The organism is Pseudofrankia asymbiotica (assembly GCF_001983105.1).
Lineage (GTDB): Bacteria > Actinomycetota > Actinomycetes > Frankiales > Frankiaceae > Pseudofrankia > Pseudofrankia asymbiotica.
This window is the reverse complement of the sequence record NZ_MOMC01000058.1, coordinates 70456-89684: the sequence shown is the minus strand read 5'-3', so window position 1 is coordinate 89684 and position 19229 is coordinate 70456. Positions and strand designations below refer to the sequence as shown.

The 19229-nt window shown below is 72.1% G+C and carries 15 protein-coding genes; 7 read left to right on the top strand and 8 right to left on the bottom strand.

Annotated elements, in window-relative coordinates:
- On the bottom strand, window positions 1–270 hold a 270-nt coding region (locus BL253_RS27590), incomplete at its 3' end, for a transposase (protein ID WP_131831586.1).
- 465 nt (window positions 271–735) lie between these two features.
- Here BL253_RS27590 and BL253_RS27585 point away from each other — a divergent pair.
- Complete coding sequence (locus BL253_RS27585; protein ID WP_241835210.1) at window positions 736–1101, top strand: ankyrin repeat domain-containing protein; 366 nt, start codon at window positions 736–738, stop codon at window positions 1099–1101.
- 122 nt (window positions 1102–1223) lie between these two features.
- On the opposite strand, the gene BL253_RS27580 is transcribed toward BL253_RS27585, so the two are convergent.
- Complete coding sequence (locus BL253_RS27580) at window positions 1224–2429, bottom strand: acyl-CoA dehydrogenase family protein (RefSeq protein WP_076820215.1); 1206 nt, start codon at window positions 2427–2429, stop codon at window positions 1224–1226.
- 177 nt (window positions 2430–2606) lie between these two features.
- Window positions 2607–3638, bottom strand: a complete 1032-nt coding sequence (locus BL253_RS27575; protein ID WP_076820214.1) for a phosphotransferase family protein — start codon at window positions 3636–3638, stop codon at window positions 2607–2609.
- A 297-nt stretch (window positions 3639–3935) separates the two neighbouring features.
- Between BL253_RS27575 and BL253_RS43035 the strand changes: the two genes are divergently transcribed.
- A complete protein-coding gene (locus BL253_RS43035; protein ID WP_241835209.1) occupies window positions 3936–5270 on the top strand; it encodes an NADPH-dependent FMN reductase in 1335 nt (444 codons plus the stop codon).
- A 41-nt stretch (window positions 5271–5311) separates the two neighbouring features.
- Here the strand turns inward: BL253_RS43035 and BL253_RS27565 are convergent, their stop codons facing one another.
- Together BL253_RS27565 and BL253_RS27560 are read right to left on the bottom strand one after the other, a co-directional pair.
- The gene (locus tag BL253_RS27565; RefSeq protein WP_076820213.1) at window positions 5312–7492 is read right to left on the bottom strand and encodes a LysM peptidoglycan-binding domain-containing protein; all 2181 of its coding nucleotides are present in this window, start codon (window positions 7490–7492) and stop codon (window positions 5312–5314) included.
- 501 nt (window positions 7493–7993) lie between these two features.
- Window positions 7994–8761 carry a class I SAM-dependent methyltransferase gene (locus BL253_RS27560; RefSeq protein ID WP_076820212.1) on the bottom strand — a complete coding sequence of 256 codons (768 nt, stop codon included), beginning with the start codon at window positions 8759–8761 and terminating at the stop codon, window positions 7994–7996.
- Window positions 8762–9329: 568 nt separating this feature from the next.
- On the opposite strand from BL253_RS27560, the gene BL253_RS27555 reads away from it, so the two are divergent.
- The 3 genes from BL253_RS27555 to BL253_RS27545 all read left to right on the top strand — a co-directional run bounded on the left by BL253_RS27555 (window position 9330) and on the right by BL253_RS27545 (window position 14026).
- Window positions 9330–10133: a Clp protease N-terminal domain-containing protein gene (locus BL253_RS27555; protein WP_076820211.1), complete on the top strand. Its 804-nt coding sequence runs from the start codon at window positions 9330–9332 to the stop codon at window positions 10131–10133.
- A 99-nt stretch (window positions 10134–10232) separates the two neighbouring features.
- Window positions 10233–11009, top strand: coding sequence for an NUDIX hydrolase (locus tag BL253_RS27550; protein ID WP_096336099.1), 777 nt, complete (start codon window positions 10233–10235; stop codon window positions 11007–11009).
- Window positions 11010–11080: 71 nt separating this feature from the next.
- Window positions 11081–14026, top strand: a complete 2946-nt coding sequence (locus BL253_RS27545; RefSeq protein ID WP_076820210.1) for an FAD-binding and (Fe-S)-binding domain-containing protein — start codon at window positions 11081–11083, stop codon at window positions 14024–14026.
- Here BL253_RS27545 and BL253_RS27540 read toward each other — a convergent pair.
- The 3 genes from BL253_RS27540 to BL253_RS27530 all read right to left on the bottom strand — a co-directional run bounded on the left by BL253_RS27540 (window position 14016) and on the right by BL253_RS27530 (window position 16862).
- Complete coding sequence (locus tag BL253_RS27540) at window positions 14016–14549, bottom strand: flavoprotein (RefSeq protein WP_076820209.1); 534 nt, start codon at window positions 14547–14549, stop codon at window positions 14016–14018. The two genes, BL253_RS27545 and BL253_RS27540, sit on opposite strands and share 11 nt — an antisense overlap.
- Window positions 14550–14681: 132 nt before the next feature.
- Window positions 14682–14993, bottom strand: coding sequence for a hypothetical protein (locus BL253_RS27535; RefSeq protein WP_076820208.1), 312 nt, complete (start codon window positions 14991–14993; stop codon window positions 14682–14684).
- A gap of 285 nt (window positions 14994–15278) precedes the next feature.
- Window positions 15279–16862 carry a DHA2 family efflux MFS transporter permease subunit gene (locus BL253_RS27530; RefSeq protein WP_076820227.1) on the bottom strand — a complete coding sequence of 528 codons (1584 nt, stop codon included), beginning with the start codon at window positions 16860–16862 and terminating at the stop codon, window positions 15279–15281.
- 237 nt (window positions 16863–17099) lie between these two features.
- On the opposite strand from BL253_RS27530, the gene BL253_RS27525 reads away from it, so the two are divergent.
- Entirely contained in the window at window positions 17100–17624 is a 525-nt protein-coding gene (locus BL253_RS27525; RefSeq protein WP_076820207.1) for a MarR family winged helix-turn-helix transcriptional regulator, read from the top strand.
- Window positions 17625–18129: 505 nt separating this feature from the next.
- Window positions 18130–19092 (top strand): PDDEXK family nuclease, encoded by a 963-nt coding sequence (locus BL253_RS27520; RefSeq protein ID WP_076820206.1) that lies wholly within the window; start codon window positions 18130–18132, stop codon window positions 19090–19092.
- Window positions 19093–19229 lie beyond the last annotated feature (137 nt).

Sequence of the window (19229 nt, the reverse complement as noted above, 5' to 3'; positions counted from 1 at the left end):
GTCGTGGAGCACCTGGTCGGTGCCGTCGTCGCGCCAGGCGCCGAAGTAGTAGTACACCGCGCTGTGCGGGGGCAGGTCGTGCGGCAGGTAACGCCACTGGACCCCGGTCCGGTCCTGGTAGCGGATCGCGTTGACGATCTCCCGCAGCTCGTAGCGGCCCCCGACGCCCGAGGCCGACCGGTGTCGTGCCTTCCACCCGTCCAGCACCGGGCGGATCAGGTCCCACTCCTCGTCCGAGAGATCACTGGGGTACGGCTTGCGTTCGRCCATACCTTCCAGCACACCGCAACCACCCAGAACCGCAACCCGACAACCCGACCATCAGACCCGCGACCAGGCGAAACAGACATCAAGCCGCTACCGCTCACCTGTTACATCAACCKACGGAACACCCTCTCAGGTCCGTCTCAGGTCCGAGAGCGAACCATGCCCGCGACGTAAATGTCGCCGATACGGCCGGCTCGCTTACTCGCCGGTCATCGGGGCCGCGGACGGCTCCCGAGCCGAGCCGGGGTCTTGTCGTACATACCATTGGTATTCACCCGGCGACAGCGGGCATACCAGCCGGTGGTAGCCCGCTGCGGATTTTCCCGCTATGGGAGCATCGGGCCGATCCTGCGGTAGGCCGTATCCGGCATACCGGGCGGAACGTGGCTCACGGCGCCCGGATAGGATCATCGACCTGCAGCCGTGTCCGGTCGAGGCGTGTCACCAGGAAGGGACTGGTGGGCTCTGGTGCAAGGTTCAGGGGTAAGCGGCGTGCTCGACGACTGGACTCCCACGCACCGAGCCGTGGAGATGGAGGACCTGCCCGCCCTCCGGGACCTCCTCGACGCCGGCGCCGACGTTCACGAGGAACGCGACGGGCTGACGCTCCTGCACCGCGCGATAGACATGGAACTGGACGCGCACGCGCTGACCGGCGAACCGCTGCACGTCGACATGACGGCGTACCTTCTCGCCCGGGGAGCGGACCCGCGACGGCGGGGTGAGGGCGGGAACGGCGTATCGGCGAGGCACATGGCCGTCTCGAGCGGCCACTGGCTGGCCACCTGCCTCATCGACGAGTGGATCCGTACCCACCCCGACACCACCGACTAGACCCCGCGACCGGATCCGTCGCCGCCGAGTCTCCACCCCTCCCCCTCCCCCTCCCGCCGGATCCGCGGGCGCCCGAGAGCCGTTCGCGGGCGTCCACGCACGTCGGCGGGCGGCGGGCGCCGTCAGCCGAGGTAGGGGCGTTCGGCGCGTAGCTCGYGGCGGGCGATGGTGCGGCGGTGGACGGCGTCCGGGCCGTCGACGATGCGCAGGGCGCGCGCCGAGGCGTAGAAGTGGGCCAGCGGGGTGTCGTCACTGACGCCGGCGGCACCGTGGACCTCGATCGCCCGGTCGATGACGGCGGTGGCCACGGCCGGCGCGGCGACCTTGATCCCGGAGATCTCCGTGGCGGCGCCGCGCGCGCCATGCCGGTCGATCAGCCAGGCCGTCTTGAGCACATACAGCCGTACCTGGTCGATCTCGATCCGGGACTGGGCGATCAGGTCCCGGACCACGCCCTGGTCGGAGAGCGGCCCGCCGAACGCCGTCCTGCTCTTCGCCCGCTCGACCATCAGCGCGAGCGCCCGCTCGGCCATCCCGATCGCCCGCATCGCGTGGTGGATCCGTCCGGGCCCGAGCCGCGCCTGCGAGATCGCGAACCCCTCGCCCTCGCCCGACAGCAGGTTGGACGCCGGCACGCGGACGTCCTCGAACACGATCTCGGAGTGGCCGTGCTGGTCCTGGAAGCCGAACACCGGCAGGTGGCGCACGACCGTGACCCCCGGCGTGGCCAGCGGCACGAGGATCATCGACTGCCGCCGGTGCGGGTCAGCGTCCGGATTGGTCTGGCCCATCACGATGAGGATTTCGCAGCGCTCGTCCGCGACACCGGTAATGAACCATTTCCGGCCGTTGATGACGTACTCGTCGCCGTTCCGGACGATCGACGTCCGGATATTCGTCGCGTCCGACGAGGCGACGGCGGGCTCGGTCATCGCGAATGCCGACCGGATGTGCCCGTCCTTCAGCGGCTCCAGCCAGCGGGCCCGCTGCTCGGAGGTGCCGAAAAGCTCCAGCGTCTCCATGTTGCCGGTGTCGGGCGCCTGGCAGTTGATCGCCTCCGGGGCGATTACCGGCGACCATCCGGAGATCTCCGCCACCGACGCGTAGTCCACGTTCGAGAGGCCCGACCAGGCCGGCAGGAAGAGGTTCCACAGGCCGCGTTTGCGGGCTGAGGCCTTCAGCTCCTCCATTACCGGTGGGTACGCGTGCTCGCCATGCTCCCGCAGCCAGTCGCGCCACACCGGCTCGGCCGGGAACACCTCCTCCCGCATGAAGTCCCACATCCGCTCGCAGGTGTCGCGCGCGCTGTCCGACAGCTCGAAGTCCATGGCCGTCTCCCGTCCTTCCCAGCAGTTCGGGCTTCCCCGCCGTCGGGGCTTTCCCACTGTCGGAGCGTTCCGGCCGACCCGGGCGACCCGGCCGACCCGGCGTCCAGGCGACCCAGCCGTCGCTCCGCCTTCGCCGACGACCGGTGCGGGCCCTCCCAGGATGATCGGTGGCCCGGCTCATCCCTTCCAGCGATCCAGGCCGTCGAGAGCGATCCGTTCGGGCGCGCCGGACAGGTCGCCGAAGTCCTGGCCGGCCATCACGCCGGCGGCCGCCCGAGCGGCGACACCCTGCGCGATCGCGGCGAACTTGAAGTGGGCGAAGGCGAGGTAGGCGCCGAGGTCCGCGAGGTCCGCGCCGCTGCGCGACGCATAGCGCTCGACGAGGGAGGCCCGGCGCGGGAAGCCGGGCTTGGCCATGACCGCCGGGATCAGCAGCGGCGATCTTTCGCCCGGCTCGGTCCAGTAGAAGAGCAGCATGCCCACGTCGGCCAGCGGGTCGCCGAGCGTCGACAGCTCCCAGTCCAGCACGGCGCCGATCCGGCCCGGATCCTCGGGGTGCATGAGCACGTTGTCGAGGCGGTAGTCGCCATGCACGACGGACGGGCGCGCGGGCTCGGTGAACGGGTGCTCCGCCAGCCGGCGCCCGAGCTCGTCCATCGCCGGCACGTCGCGTGTCCTCGCGGCCTCCCACTGGCGCGTCCAGGTCCGCACCTGCCTGGCCATGAACCCGGAGTGCCGCCCGTAGTCGCCCAGCCCGACCGCGATCGGGTCCACGGCGTGCAGCGTCGCGAGCGTGTCGACCAGCGCGTGCGCCATCGCCGCCCGGCTGGCGCCGTCCTCGGCGTAACCGGGCGGGAGCACGTCGCGGATCGCGTGCCCGGCCACCTTCTCCATCACGTAGAACGGCACGCCCAGCGGGCCGGACTCGTCGCGGACAAGCAGGACGCGCGCGACCGGGACGCCTGTGCCGGCGAGCGCCGCCTGGACCCGCGCCTCCCGGCCCATGTCGTGCGCTCCGCGCAGAATGTGCCCCGACGGCGGCCGCCGCAGCACGACCGACCCCGCCGGGCTCACCAGCTCGAACGTCAGGTTCGACTTCCCACCCGCGATCAGCCGCGGCTCGATCGCGCGCCACCCGTCGTCGCCCAGGGCCTCGGCCAACAGCGAGCCCACCAGCTCCGGACGGGTCAGACCGTCGAGTTCACCCACGTCGCCGCCTCTCCAAGCCAGACGTCTGGTGCCGCCCGGACCCGGCCAGCCCTGCTTCGAGCCATCACACGCTTTCCGGGTTGCCACATGCAACCAATGTCGCCGTATATGGCCCTTGGTCGTCCTGCGTCTCTCGGATCCAGCCCATGCTCCCGGCCGCCACCGGAGGCGCCGGCGTCGAGGTGAGCTCCGCGACAGCCGCCACCGGGCAGAACGAGGCGAGGGAATCCGATTGTTGTCCACCGTCGGCGGACGTGTACTCGTCAGTGTGACAACGGTCCGGCCAAGGAGGCGACTATGGCTGCCCGCGGCGATGGCAAGATCGAGCGGGTCGTGTCCGGGCTCGTCGGGCGGGTCACCGGGAGGGCGGGGCGGCTGCGGGCTCTCCTCGAGGCCGGCATCGTTCCCGATCTTTCGGGCGGGTCGCCGGCTGGAGCGGTGACGCCCCGAACGTCCCGCCGCGCCGCGACGTCCGCCCGGACGTCCGCCCCGACGCAGCCGCGGTCCCGGCGGACGCTGGAGCTTCTCGCGGTGTGCGCCGCCAGCCTCGTTCCGTGGACGATCCTTCTCGCCGTGACGCTGCCGGCGAACCGCGAGGTCCACCAGTGGCGCGCCGCGTGGGTGGGCTTCGACGCGATGCTGATCGCGGTCATGGCGGCTACCGCGGTACTCGGCTGGCGACGTCACCGCGCCGTGTTCCTGACCGGACCCGCTACCGCCGTCCTGCTCATCTGCGACGCCTGGTTCGACATCTCGTTTGATGTCGGCACATCCGACGTCTGGGTGTCGGTCGCACTCGCCGTCTTCGTGGAACTCCCGCTCGCCGCCTTCCTGATCCACCGCTGTTACCGGCTGCTCCCGTCCCCGGTGCGTTCTGAACAACGTCCGAGGGGGGCCGATCCCAGGACATCCCGGCAACCGGCTCGTCCGCGAATCCTGACCACCACCGGCGCGAACGMGGCGACGGACCCCGGCGGATCGGGAGAACCCGCGCCGATCAGGATCGGCGTGGTCCTCGGTTCAGAGCGCCCCCACCCGGTCAGCGAGCAGGTGGCCAGGTGGGTCTGTGACGTGGCCTCGCGCCGGGGCGACGCCGAGTTCGAACTGGTCGACCCGCGCGCCTGTTCGCCGCTGCCGGTGGAGGCGCCGCCGGCAAACGCGCTGCCGGTGGAGGCGCCGCCGGTGGACGCGTTGCCGGTGGACGCGCCGCCGTCCTCCCTGGCTGGCCATGACCGGCACGACCACGCGACGGAGTGGGCGGCCAGGGTCGCTTCCCTGGACGGGTTTGTCGTGGTCGCCGCGGACCGCGACCACAGCATCTCCGGGGTGCTCGCGGGCGGGCTCGAGTGCCCGTCCATGGACCTGTCCACGGAATGGAACAACAAGGCCGTCGGGTTCGTGTCGTGCGACGTCGTCGGCGGCCAGGCGGTCGAACGCCTGCGGCTGATCGCCGGTGAGCTGATGATGGCCGATGTCCGTGAGCGGTTGGTTCTGTCGCCCATGGCCGATTCCGGGCCCGCCGCCGTCTTCAAGGCCCGCGACGAGGACCTGGCCGCGCTGCACAGGATGCTCGACCAGGTCGTCAGCTGGAGCGCGGCGCTTGCTCCGCTCCACTCCGTCGTCGCTGCCTGACGGCCTCCGTCCGCGGCCCACTTCCGGAGCGTGCGGTTCGTTCAGGGGGTGCCGGATGACTCCAGCTGGTGACGCAGGGACCAGTAGAGATTCTCCAGGTCGCGGTCGGTCTCGCCGGTCCACGAGGGATTTGCCTGTTCTGCGAAGAGATAGGCGCCGTACTCGGTCGTCATCGAGACGTGGTCGCCGGATGCCGCGTAGGCGCGCATCCGCAGCGCGAACAGACCGGGATGAAAGGGGTGGACGGCGAGGCCGCGCTGTGTGGCGGCCAGGGCGGCGTCGGGGTTACCGGACCGCAGGTGTTGCTCGCCGAGCAGGAGAGCGATCCGCAGTGCCTTGGACCGGCGGGCCGCGTCGGCGTTTGTCCGGGCGGCGGGCGGCGGCGGAAGCGGAAGCGGAAGAGGGGGAGGAGGGGGAGGGGGAGGAGGGGGAGGGCCGGCGGGACGAAGCACCTCGACCGAGATCGGCCCGTCGTCGGGGAGGTCGCCGCCCGGCCCGGCGACCGAGATCGTGTCTGGCACGGACTCCTCCCGGCGGCGGCGCCGAGAGGAGGAGACGGAGGCGACAGCCGCGGCCCCGAGCAGGCCGGCGGCCGTCACCCACGTCTCGGCCTGCCATGTAGGGACGTCATACGCACCACCCCGGCTCGGCTCGACGTGTTCCGCCGTCCCGCCCCCGCCCGCGCGCCCATCGGCCGTGCCGCCGGTCCCGGAGGTCTGGGGACCGGTGCCCGTGCCCGGCGAGGGCGTTCCGGGGCCGGTCGGCGACCCGCTCGCCGTCGTCCGGCCGGGAGACGCCGGACCCGCGGCGGATGACGGTCCTGCGTCGGGTGTCGTCGTCGGTGACGTGCCTGGCGTGGCCAGCGTGCTCGCCGGGGGCGCCGGCCGTGGTGTCGCGGGTGGTGGCTGTGCGCCGCCCGGCGACGCCGTGGGCGGCTGCGTCGACGGCCGCGGCGTCTCGCCCGTGGGCGCGCCCCCAGGTGATGCCGGACCGCCTCCGCCGCCGGGAGCGAAAGCACCGCCGGGAGGGGGAGCGCCGCCTCCGGTAGTCGGGACGGCGTGCCCGGCCGCGTCCAGGGCGGGCAGCGCTAGCCGCATGCCCGGATTGATCAGGTTCGGGTCGGCGAGGCGGTGGCCGGAGGGATCGGCGGCGCCGCGGTTGGTGGCGAAGACGGTGTCGACCGCGGCGGGCAGCTGGGCGGGGGCCGCCTCGGGGTAGCCGTCCTCGGCGATGGACCAGAGGGACTCGCCCCGCTGGACGGTGTGGCTCGCGGCCGTGGGGAGCAGCCCGGCCGGCTGCCCGTCCCCGGCCGCGCCGGAGGCGTCCGGTCCGGCCAGACCGTTCGGGTCCGGGCTCGCGATCGCGGTCGCGATGGTGGCCGGGCGCTGCTCCTGCTCCGTGGCCGCGAGCGCGGCGCGGCTGGACATCAGGGCCGCCACGACGACGCCCGCGGTGGCGACCAGGCGGGCGGTGCCCCGCCGGACGAACGGCGGCGCCGGTGCCGCGTGCCGCCGCGTGCCCCGTGCCTCGTCGACGGCTCGTGCGGCTGGACCGGGCGGGGCCGCCTCACCACTCGGCCTGCCGCCTCGACCGCGATGCGTGCCACTCGGCCTGCTGCCCGGCGCGTYGGCCTCGAACCGTCCGCTGCCTCCGGCTGCCCCGCTGGTCCCGCCCGGCCGGGCGATCCGGTCCCGGTCGGTCGCCCGTGCCCGCTGGGCGGCGATCTCGAAGCCGACACAGACGACGAGCCATGCCCACAGCAGCCAGCTCACCGCGGCGACGACATCCCACCCGGCGTACGGCCGGCCCGCCATGGGCAGCGGGTTGGCTCGCCAGGCCCACAGCACGACGGGGACGGCGACCAGGAGCGCGCCGAGCGAGGCGAGCGCGGCCAGCCCACGAAGGATCTCGGCCATGCCGGGCCAGCCGGCCAGCGCGCGGTCACCGGCACGTGCCCGCCCGCCTCGCCCGCCGCCGCCCGTCGGGCCACCGCCTGGTGGTTCGCTGATGGCCCGGCCGGTGCCGGTACCGGTGCTGGCCGGGCCGAGGCCGGCGGCGTCCGCACCCGTGCCGTTGTCGCGTCCTGCCCGGGCGCCCCAGCCGCCGCGGTCGCTCACGCCCCGGCCAGCCCGCGACGACCCGTGTGTGCCGCCCCGGCCGGTCGCCGTCTCGACGGGATCGGGCCGGCCGCGCGGCACGGTGCGTGGCGTGGTCGCCGTCATCGGCCGGCTCACACGGCCGGACGGCGGGGGTGTCGTTGAAAGCCGGGACGCATGGGCCCTCCCAGTAAGGCATGAAACAGGGACGCCTCGGCGCTGGGGCGCGGGATCCCACCAGAACTGGTGGCGAGCGCGACGCGCTGACGACTCAGCCGGGATGGCTCGTCGCGAACGACGGAACGACGCGACCGTGCGACCGACACGGGTGCCGATCGCCCTTCGAACATGGGCTGCCTGGCGGATACCGCGACCGGAACGTTCAGGCGTTCCGACGTATTCGTTGACAAAGAGGTGTTACCACACAAAGCGTTGCCTGCGTAGTCGCGTCCGGCAACCTGTGGATAACCGTTCGTCTCGGTCGCGCCATCGTGCGGTAGCGGACGTCGTTCGGCTGGCCGCCCGTGCGGATTCGCCGCGGATGACCGGTCTTCCCGCGCTCGGTGGACTTGGCGGGGTCGGGGATCGGGCCGCCAGCCGCGGCAGGGTGCGACCGCCGCGCGCCCGTCAGGCGGCACGGGCCCTGCCGTAGAAGGCCTCGGTCACGTAAGGGAGGAGGACCCGGCCGTCCTTCTCGYGCTTGGCGCACAGCGTGCGGACCTGGCGGAGGAACAGCGGGCCGGCGGCGGCGATGGCGCGCTGGCCCTGAGTCGATGACGAGCTCATCGCGACGAACTCGTTGATCGTGAGCGGCTGCCGCCATTCCACCGCGCGGCGTTCTACCTCGTCAAAGTGGGCCGACAGCTCTGTCTCGACATCGATGGGCTGGAAGGCGCGGCTGCGACTGTGGAAGGGCGAGATCTCCTCGAGAAGGCTCTCGTACTCCGCGGCGAGGCCACCTACCTGGTAGTCGCGGTTGTTCTGGACGACCATGCACACCCCGCCCGGCCGCAGTGCCCGGGCGGCGGCGGCCAGGAAAGCCGGCCGGTCCATCCACTGGTACGACTGGGCGGACACGACGAAGTCGATGTCGGTGAACCGCCCGAGGAACTCCTCGGCCTTTCCCTGCTCCCACGCGACCTGCGGGAACTTCTCCTTACCGATCGTGATCATGTCCCCGGACACGTCGACCGCGTGCACCTCGGCGTCGGCGGGAAGCCGCGGGAGCAGCGCCTCCAGGGCGATCCCGGTGCCCGCGCCCACGTCCACGACCGTCGGCCGGGCGCCCGCCGGCAGCAGGGTGACAGCGTGGGCGAACAGCTCGACCGGGTACCGGGGCCGGGTCCGTTCGTAGCTGTCGGCGGGCCCATCGAGCTTCGTCGGGGGAGTAGCCATTCCCCGATGATCCCCGCGTCGGCGGCTGGTCTCCGAGGCGGGGCTGTCCGCGTCCTCCACGCGGTGACCTGTGGTAGAAGCGTGGTCGCGGTAGGAGAGCGAACGCCGTGTCCCGCCCACCCTCGCCTGGCCGGGCTCACCTGCCCAGATGCGCTCGCGCGGTGCCGGATCAGGGCGCCCACATTGCTGCTACCGACGGTGAGGGGCGAACGACTATGTGGCGGGTATCGACACTTCCGTTGCCTTGAGGCACTATCGAGTGAATGCCGGCCGGGCCGGCGCGGATCCCCCCGTACCGCGCCGACCGACCGGCATCTTCTATGCGCGTTCCATCCGCGCCAACCCGCGCCGCGTCACTCACGCCTCCGGGTCCCGCACCCTCCTCTCACCCCGCCCACGGCTCCGCCGGCGCCCGCTCGGGTGCGTTTCCGCCGCCAGTCAGAGCGTGGGGGTGCCGGGCGTGCTTGACGATCACCGCCTACCCTCGGCCAACGAAGATCGGCTATGGGTGGCCGGATGCCGTCAACTTGGAGTTGACGACGATCTATCGTCAACCTATGGTTGACGCATGGTGGAACCAGTGCAGATGACGGCACCCGTGCGGCTCGACGACCTGWTCGACGCCATCAAGACGGTGCATGCGAATCCCCTCGACCAACTCGCCGATGCGGTCATCGCGGCCGATCACCTCGGCGACGTCGCCGACCACCTGATCGGGCACTTCGTCGACCAGGCGCGCCGTTCGGGCGCCTCGTGGACGGAGATCGGCCAGAGTATGGGCGTCAGCAAGCAGGCCGCGCAGAAGCGCTTCGTGCCGAAGGATCCCGGCGAGCCGTCGGACCTCGACCCGAACCAGGGCTTCGCCCGCTACACCCCGCGAGCCCGCAACGTCGTGATGGCATCCCAGAACGAGGCGATCGCGGCGGGCAACGACCAGATCATCCCCGCACACCTCGTACTCGGCCTGCTGACCGAACCGGAGGCCATCGCCGCGAAGGTGATCGTCGCGTCCGGTGTCTCGCTGGACGCGGTCCGCGCCGCCGCCACGGCGGCGCTGCCGCCGCGCGTCGAGACGACGCGGGCGGAGGGATCGGGAGCCGCGGCGAAGCTGGTCCCGTTCGACGGCCGGGCCAAGAAGGCACTGACACTGACCTTCCGCGAGGCGCTGCGCCTCGGCCACAACTACATCGGCACCGAACACATCCTGCTTGCCCTGCTCGAGCTGGAGAATCTGGAGGAGGACGGGCCGCTGCTCGGCGGCCTGGGGATCACAAAAGACACCTCCGAGGGACACATCGCCAGTCTCATCGCCCAGGTGGTCGCCGCGACCCAGACGGCCGCCCGTCCGGACGGTGACGTCGGCGGTGCCTAGGTGCCTAGATGCCTCTAGATGGCGGTGCGTAGGACGAGGCGCGGTTGTCGTGCCCTAATGGTGCGGGGCTCGTCGCACCGACTGTGCGAGTCTGATCCGGTGACGGACTGGCTGGCTCCGCTGGACGAGCTCATGGTTCTGACGACCGAGCGGCTCCGGCTGGTGGAGGTCGAGGCGCCGCCGCTGTCGGCCGAGGAGCAGGAACTCACCGACCGCGCCTGGGATGACGCCGTCCTGGCCCAGCCGAGCATGTTCGACGGGTCGGTGGCCGCGTCCGGCGGGCTGGGGCGGGAAGGCCCTGACGGCCTGGTGCTCGCCTGGATGCGGACGACATACCGGCGCTACGTGCTGCGCAAGGTTCCCGGTGCCACCTGCTGGCTTCCGCACCTTTTCGTCAGCGTCCTGCAGCCGACGGACGACGGGCGGCTGCTGCTCGGGCGGATGGCGTCATGGACGGCTGCTCCCGGTCGCTGGCAGCTGCCCAGCGGGACGGGCGAGCCACCGAAGGCCGAGGGCGAGCCCTTGGACGTCGAGGGGCTTCGCGCGCTCGCGGCCCGGGAGCTGCGAGAGGAGACGGGAACCGAGGCGGCCGCCGAGGACCTCGGCCTCGAGTGCCTCCTGCTAGGCCCCCGGGGCGACGTCGGTGTCGTGTTCCGCGCGCCCCCCAGGTCCGTCTCGTCGCTGCGCCAGCAGCACGAGTCCCTGATCGAGGCCGAGAAGGCGCGCGGCCACGACCCCGAACTCGACCAGATCGCGTTCGCCTCCACGTCCGGGGAGCTGGCCGCCCTGGACGGCCCCACCGCCGACTACCTGGCCCTCCTCGTCGACCGGCACAGCCAGTACAGCCAGCACGAGCTTGGCCGGATCGGCCGATAAGCGACCCAGGCCACGCCCACTGGCTCTCGCCCGGAGACCTCGGGATCGGAGGAGAAGAGCAGGATGGGTGGGTGAGCGATCCGAGAGAGTTGACGGGGGCGCTGGCGCGGGCCGGGCTTCGTGAGGTAGACGCTTCGGCGCGGCGCCGGGCCGAGTACTCGTCGGACGCGTCGAACTACCGGGTCATGCCGGCGGCGGTGGTGTTCCCGCGCGATGGCGACGAGGTCGCGGCGGCGCTGGCGGTGGCCCGTGAGGCCGGGGTGCCGCTGACGGCGCGCGGCGGGGGAACATCAATCGCGGGCAACGCGATCGGCTCGGGGATTGTCCTGGACTTCTCCCGGCACATGAACCAGGTGCTCGCCGTTGACCCGGAGGGCGGCACGGCGCGCGTCCAGCCGGGCGCGATCCTCGACGACGTCACCGCGGCCGCCGCGGCGCACGGGCTGCGGTTCGGCCCGGACCCGTCGACGCATTCCCGCGCGACCATCGGCGGCGCGATCGGGAACAACGCGTGCGGCTCGCGGGCGATGCGCTACGGCCGCACCGCCGACAACGTCGTCACGCTCGACCTGCTGACGGCCGACGGTGACCGGCTCACGGCGCGCGCCTTCGGCCGCGAGGGGCTCAGCGCCGCCGGGGCGATCGGCAAGAACCTCGAGCAGGTCGTCAGCGCCAACCTCGGGCTGATCCGCACAGAGTTCGGCCGCTTCACCCGCCAGGTCTCCGGCTACTCGCTGGAGCATCTGCTCCCGGAGAACGGGGCCGACCTGGCCCGGTTCCTCGTCGGAACCGAGGGCACGCTCGGAGTAGTCGTCGAGGCCACGGTCCGGCTGGTCGAGACCCCGGCGGCGGTGGCGCTCGCCGTGCTCGGCTACGAGGACATGCCGACGGCCGCGGAGGCGGTCGGCGCGGTGCGTCCGCACGCGCCCGTCGCGCTCGAGGGAATGGACGCGCGGCTGGTCGAGGTGGTCCGCTCGCGCCGCGGCCCGGCGGCCGTGCCGGACCTGCCGCGCGGTGGCGGTTGGCTGTTCGTCGAGACCGCGGGAGCGACCCAGGCGGAGGCGGTCGAGGCCGCCCGCCGGCTCGCCGCGGACGCCGGCTGCCTGGAGTCGGCCGTGGTCACCGGTCCGGCGGCCCGCGCGCTGTGGCGGATCCGCGAGGACGGGGCTGGGCTCGGCGGGCGCACCCCGGCCGGAGCGCCGGCCTGGCCGGGCTGGGAGGACGCGGCCGTCCCACCCGAGCGGCTCGGGGCCTACCTGCGGGAGTTCGCCGCGCTCCTGGCCGAGCACCGGCTGGATGGGTTGATGTACGGGCATTTCGGCGACGGCTGCGTCCATGCCCGGATCGACTTCCCGTTCGCCTATGGCCAGGACCCGAAGCCGTTCCGTGAGTTCATGGTCGCCGGAGCGCGGCTGGTGGCGCGCCACGGCGGGTCGGTGTCCGGCGAGCATGGCGACGGTCGCGCGAGGAGCGAACTGCTCGGCCACATGTACTCCCCGTCGGCGATCGCCACCTTCGGTGCCGTCAAGCACGCCTTCGACCCGGGCAACGTCCTCAACCCGGGCGTCCTCGTCGACCCGCGGCCCCTCGACGCCGACCTGCGCGTTCCGCTGGCCCGGCCGCTGCGGCGCGGCCTCGCCTTCGCCTACTCGGAGGACGGCGGCGACCTGACGACGGCCCTGCACCGCTGCGTCGGCATGGGTCGGTGCCGCGCGGACAACACGGCGGCCGGTGGCGTCATGTGCCCGTCGTTCCTCGCCACCCGGGATGAGAAGGACTCCACCCGCGGGCGGGCGCGGGTGCTGCAGGAGGTCGCCAACGGCACGCTGATCGGGGGATTCCGGGCGAAGGAGGTCGAGGAGTCGCTCGACCTGTGCCTGTCCTGCCGGGGCTGCGCCACCGACTGCCCGACCGGCGTCGACATGGCCACCTACAAGGCCGAGGCGCTCTACCAGAAGTACCGCCATCGGCCGCGGCCGGCGTCGCACTACAGCCTCGGCTGGCTGCCGCGGGCCGCCCGCGCCGCCGCGCGCGCGCCTCGCCTGGCCAACGCGACGCTGCGCCGCCCGGCCCTGGCCCGGCTGGCCAAGGGCCTCGGCGGCATCGACCAGCGCCGTGACCTTCCCGAGTTCGCCGCCCAGACCTTCCGCCAGTGGTTCGCGCGGCGTCCGGCCCCAGGGGCCGCCGTCGCCGCGGGCGCCGTCGCCACGGGTGTCGTCGGCGCCGCGGATGTCGCCGACGCCACGGGCGCCGGCGGCGACGGCGGCGCGGAGGGCGCGGGCGGGCGGGGGCCGGTGGTTCTGTGGGTGGACACGTTCACCGAGCACTTCAGCCCCGAGGTCGGCCAGGCGGCGGTGCGGGTGCTGGAATCGGCCGGCTACGAGGTCCGCATGCCCGAGGGGCCGGCCTGCTGCGGCCTGACCTGGATCTCCACCGGGCAGCTCGACACCGCCCGGCGGCAGCTCCGCCGCACCCTCGACGCGCTCGCCCCGGCCCTCGACGCCGGCATCCCGGTCATCGGTCTGGAACCGTCCTGTACCGCCGTTCTGCGCCGCGACGTCGTCGAGCTTCTTCCGGACGACCCCCGGGCCGCCCGGGTCGCCGCGGCGACCCGAACCCTGGCCGAGCTGCTGTCCGCCACCGCCGGCTGGGCGCCGCCGCGCCTTGACGGTGTCCGGGCGGTGGCCCAGCCCCACTGCCACCACCATGCCGTCCTCGGCTGGGATCCCGACGCCGCCCTGCTCGCCGCCGCCGGTGCCGAGGTCAAGGCCGTGGGCGGCTGCTGTGGCCTCGCGGGCAACTTCGGCGTCGAGAAGGGCCACTACGAGGTGTCCGTCGCCGTCGCGGAGACCGCCCTGCTCCCGGCCGTGCGCGCTGCCGAACCGGGGGGTGTCGTGCTTGCCGACGGCTTCTCCTGCCGCACCCAGCTGGCTCAGCTCGCGGGCGTCCACGGCCTGCACCTGGCCGAGCTTCTCGACCGCGCGCCCGACGCGGACGGAGCCGTGGCTAGACCTTGACGTCGAGGGCCTGAACGGCCAGATCCCAGGGAAAGGTGTCGATCGTGCCGCCGCGCGGCGGGTGCGGCTCAAAGGCTCCCGGGCCGTAGAGGACCGTCACCCCGCCGGCGCGCAGCTCGTCGAGGCTGCGGGTGAAGACACGGTTGGCCGCGAACGCCGAGTTGACGTAGGGCAGCACGATGATCGGCACACCGGCACCCGTCAGCTCGGCCAGCAGCGTGAGCGGGTAGGTGTCGGCGATGCCCGCGGCCCACTTGTTGATCGTGTTGTAGGTCGCCGGCGCCACGATGACGGCGTCGGCGCCGGGCAGGCGGCCCGGCTCACCGGTCGTCCGGAAACGCCCGCGCAGCGGGTGGCCGGTGAGCTCCTCGAGCGCCGGCACATCGAGGAAGTGCCGCCGCGCCGTGTCCGTGGGAACGAGGTAGGCATCCCAGCCGGCTTCCCGGGCGTGCGTCACCAACTGCCCGACATTGCCGGCGGGCCCAGCTCCGCACACGATCACGTAGACGACGCGCCGGCTCACCAGGCACCTCTCCCTCGCCCCGGCCTCACCAGCCAGGCCAGCCACGCCAGCCTCACACCATCCGGCGCCAGCTCCACATCAACATCACGAGAATGCCACCCGTCCACCTCCGCCGGGCGGCGGGTAAAGGGCTCAGGAGGATCTGTCGGTGGCGGCGATGCCCACGAGGCCGCCGATGACGGTGCCGATGACGACCGGGAAGCCGTCGGGCACCTCCTTGTCCATCAGGACCATCGCGATCCAGCCGCCGAGTGARCCCAGCATGGCGATGCCGAGAAGGCACAGGACGAGATAGCGAGGGGCGCCGAACCATCGTTGGGAAGCCACGGGCGCCACCGGGGCGGGGCGAGAGACGGGAGCAGCGATCGGCTTGGAGCGGGGGCCGGTGGCCGCCGTTGAGCTGGGGCGGGAGCCGGGTGACGTCTCGGTCTCATCTGTCGACATGGGGGTCCTCCTCGCGGCAGGTCACTGGTGGGACCGGCGCGCCAGCCACGGCCCAGAGACAATCCGTGCTCTATCTACCTACCCCCGCCGAGATCGGCAAAAGCGTAACCGGTCGGGCGTGGTCGTTCGTGCGGGGGACAACAGGAAATCCCCAGCCGACGACGTCGGCTGGGGATTCCGCTGGTGCTGTGCCCTGCGGTGCGGTGCGGTGCGGTGTGGTGCGGAGTCGTGCGGTTACAAGGCCGTGCGGCCCGAGGCTGGACGCTCGTACGGCGACCGCGCCGCCTATTCGACCGCGACGACCTGTCGGACGGGCGCACCGGGCTCGTCGGCCCCGGCCTCGGCCTTGGCCGCACCGCGGGCGGTCCCAGCGGGGTGACGGGGCAGGAGGAGGCTGGCGACGAAGCCGATGGCGGACAGGCCGACGACCCACCAGAAGGTCGCGCCGAAGGYGGCCCCCACCTTGTCGGCGACGGCCGCCGGCAGCTTCTGCGCGGACGACGCGGCGAGCGCCCCCTGCCCGCCGCCGGCGAGGTCCGGCAGCCGGCTGGCGATGCCGCGCTGCAGCTCGACGGCGACCAGCGCGGTCGCGAGCGAGCCGCCGACCCGCTGCAGGATGTTCAGCGTGGTGGTCGCCCGCGGTATGTCCGTCGGCGCGAGCGTCTGGTACGCGGCGCCCATCGCCGGCATCATCGCCGCGCCGAAACCGAGCCCGCGCACGAACAGGGACAGCGCCAGCACGACCTCGTTGGAATGCGCGTCGACCTGGGTGAACAGCAGGGTGCCGATCAGCGTCACCGCCATGCCGACGGGGACGACGTAGCCGGCGCCGCGGCGGTCGGAGATCTTTCCGGCGAGCGGCATTGCGATCATCGCGCCGAGGCCCTGTGGCGCGAGCAGCAGGCCGGCGGCCATGGCGCTCTGCCCACGGACGACCTGGTAGTACAGCGGCAGCAGGAACATCGCGCCGAACAGGATGGCGCCGATCACGAAGGTGGCGATGCCCGCGACGCTGAACGACCGGTTGCGGAACATCTTCATGTCGAGCAGTGGGTCGGCCCGGCGCAGGGCGTGCACGACGAACCCGGCCAGCAGGACGATGCCGAGCGGAATCGCGACCTGCACCTTCGTGGCGCCGAACCCGCCGCTGTTGCCCGCCTCGGACAGGCCGTAGACGAGCGCCGCGAGTCCCGGCGAGATCAGGGCGAGGCCCGGAACGTCGAGCCGGTGGTGCGACGCTCCTCGGTCGCCACGCTCCAGCACCCGCCAGGACAGGAACAGCGCGAGAACGCCGATCGGGAGGTTCACGTAGAAGATCCAGCGCCAGCTCAGGTTGTCGACGATCAGACCGCCGATGACCGGGCCGAGCACCGGCGCGATCAGCGTCGGGACGCCGATGATGCTCATCACCCGGCCCATGCGCTGCGGGCCGGCTGCCTGGGCGAGCAGCGTCATACAGATCGGCATGATCATGCCGCCGCCGAGGCCCTGAAGCACCCGGAAGAAGACCAGCGCCGGCGCGGACCAGGCCAGGCCGCACAGCGCGCTGCCGATCACGAACAGGGCCAGCGAGATGTTCCACATCCGGGTGGCGCCGAACCGTTCGACGGCCCAGCCGGCCATCGGGATGACCACCGCGAGCGCGAGCAGGTAGCCCGTGGTGACCCAGGAGATCGTGGAGAGCGAGGTGTCGAACTCGGTACCAAGGTCGTGGATCGCCACCGAGACGATCGTGGTGTCCAGGATCACCATGATCGCGCCGAGCATGACGGTGCCRGAGAGCCGGAGCAGGGCCGGGTCGAGCTTGTCGGAGACCGGTCCTGGCGCGGCGCTTGCCGGCGGCGAGGCCTCGGTGGGTTGGTCGGGCACGATGATCTCCCGGGGAGAGGGTGGCAGGCGCGGGGAGGTCGGTCGCGTAGCCGGGTCCTCCGGGTCGGCGTAGCGGACCCGGAGGACCCGGACGCGGCCCCTCCGGCGAGCGGACGGGACGAGAACGATGACGCGAACGATGCTGTCGTCGCCCAGCATGCGGGCGATCGTTGAGTAGTGTCAAACATATTGTTGTAACAAGGACCGCATCGCGACGTCAGCCGCTACCATCGAGGCATGATCGAGGCCGCTGGGCGGACTGGCGGGGAGGCGACGTTCACCCGGGAGGCGACGCTCGCCCGGGAGACCTGGCGCGCCATGCTGGCGCTGACCATGGGCGGCGAGGCGCATACCCGGATGCATGACGTCTGCCAGGCGGTGGACCTTACTCCGGCCGCCATGAAGATCCTCATGGTGCTCGCGTCCGGGCCGCGTCCCATGCGCGAGCTGATCGAGACATTCCGGCACGATCCGTCCTACCTGACCAGCGTGGTGGACATCCTGGAGCGCCGCGGTGTCGCCCGCCGCGAGCCGCACCCGACCGACCGGCGGGCCAAGACCGTCGCCATGACGGAGGAGGGCCAGCAGGTCCTGGCTCAGGCCCTGGAGATCCTCACCGTCCCGCCGCGCTCGCTCGGCGTGCTGTCGCCGGCCGAGCAGGAGCAGCTGCTGGCACTTCTCATGCGCGTCCTCGCCGCCGAGCCCGCGGTCCCGGAGGCGATGCGCCCCTGCGTCCCCGCCAGCTTCACCCGGCCCGCCTGAGTCGATCACCTGGTGGAGCTCCGCACCCGCCTCGCGGGCATCGCTCACCGGCACCAGTCACCCTAGGTCGGAGCGGAGCGGAGGGGCGGCTGGCGGCCCACCAATCCGGCTTCGTCGATCCGGCGGGGCCCCGGGCGCGATGCTGGGGCGCTGCTACCGGCCGGTTCCGCGCCCGTCGACCCGCCCGCCGTCTCACATACTCAGAGTGATTGACTCCGCACGGCTGAAACGCCCGCTGGCGCCCTGCCCTGACCGGCCGGTGTGATTGCCCAGTGCGCGCCGCAGGCACCCTGACGTGTCGCCCGGCCGAGGCCTCGTCCCAAACAGAAACCGTGTCATTTGGCCGAGCCCATAGACTCGCCCATCTGACACACCCAGCGGCACCTGTATCGAAGTGTGTCAGATGGGCAAGCCCATTGGCTTGATGAGCTGCCACAGTTTGTGTCAAGGCGCGGCCCGCGGCCCACGGATCGAGTCAGAGCGCGGGCTGGGGCAAGGTCGGTGCATGCAGATCGAGCTTCGGGACTCGGAGAACGCCCCGTGGGGCGCTCTGGTCCGCGCGCAGGCGGCCGCATTCACTGTCGACCAGGCGAGACGATACGGTATACCTGACTACCGTGTGAGGGCGCAGGTGGCCGCGCGGCGATGGCAGCGTGTGCATCCGAGGGTTTATGCCGCCTACAACGGGCCATTGGCGGCCGACACCCGGCTGTGGGCCGCGGTTCTCTACGCCGGGCCGGAGGCGGTTCTCTGCCGGGAGTCCGCGGCACACAGCTGGGGTCTCCGGGACGAGCCGCCGCAAGCCATCCATGTGCTCGTCACCGGGTCGATGAGGCTCGCCGCGGCCGAGGGCGTCCAAATCCACCGCACCCGCCGGTCGTTGCCGGGTACGGATATCCATCGCTCGGACGCACCGCCGCGTACATCGCTAGAGCGCACGGTCCTCGACCTCGCCGAGCAGCTCGATGACCTGGAGGCGGTCTGCGAGTTGGTCGCGAAGGCGGTGCGTAACCGTGCTACTACGGGTGTGCGGTTGAGCAAGGCTTTGGAGCGGTACAACCATGCCCGACATCGTAAGTTGCTGGAAGAGTGTTGTTTGCTTGCGGCTGATGGCGCGCATTCGTTGCTGGAGGTACGGCACGTGCAGTTGTGTCGGCGGCACGGACTGYCGGAGCCGGCTCGGCAGGTTCGTTTCCAGGGGCAGAGCGGCCGGTACATCTTCGACGGCTTCTACGAGCGTGAGCGGCTCGTTGTGGAGCTGGATGGATGGAAGTACCACGGGCAACACGAGGCGTGGCTGAAAGGCCAGCTGCGCGATTTTGACATCAAGGTCGACCATCTTGAGATCCTCCACCTCCCGGGCTCGTTGGTACTCGCCAACCCCTGTGAGGCCGCCCGCAGACAGGCCATCGCGCTGCACCTGCGTGGCTGGGCCGGGAGTCTCCGTCCATGCCGGAGCTGTGTGTGAACAACGCGCCTGGAGGTCGTTTCTCGTGAACCGCCGAACGCCCATGGTGTCGCCGCGATCCGCGTGAATGAAATTCGGGTCGGCTCCGCCTGGCGGGAGCTTGCGCCCGCGGATGCGGACTTTCGCCACGCGTCCAC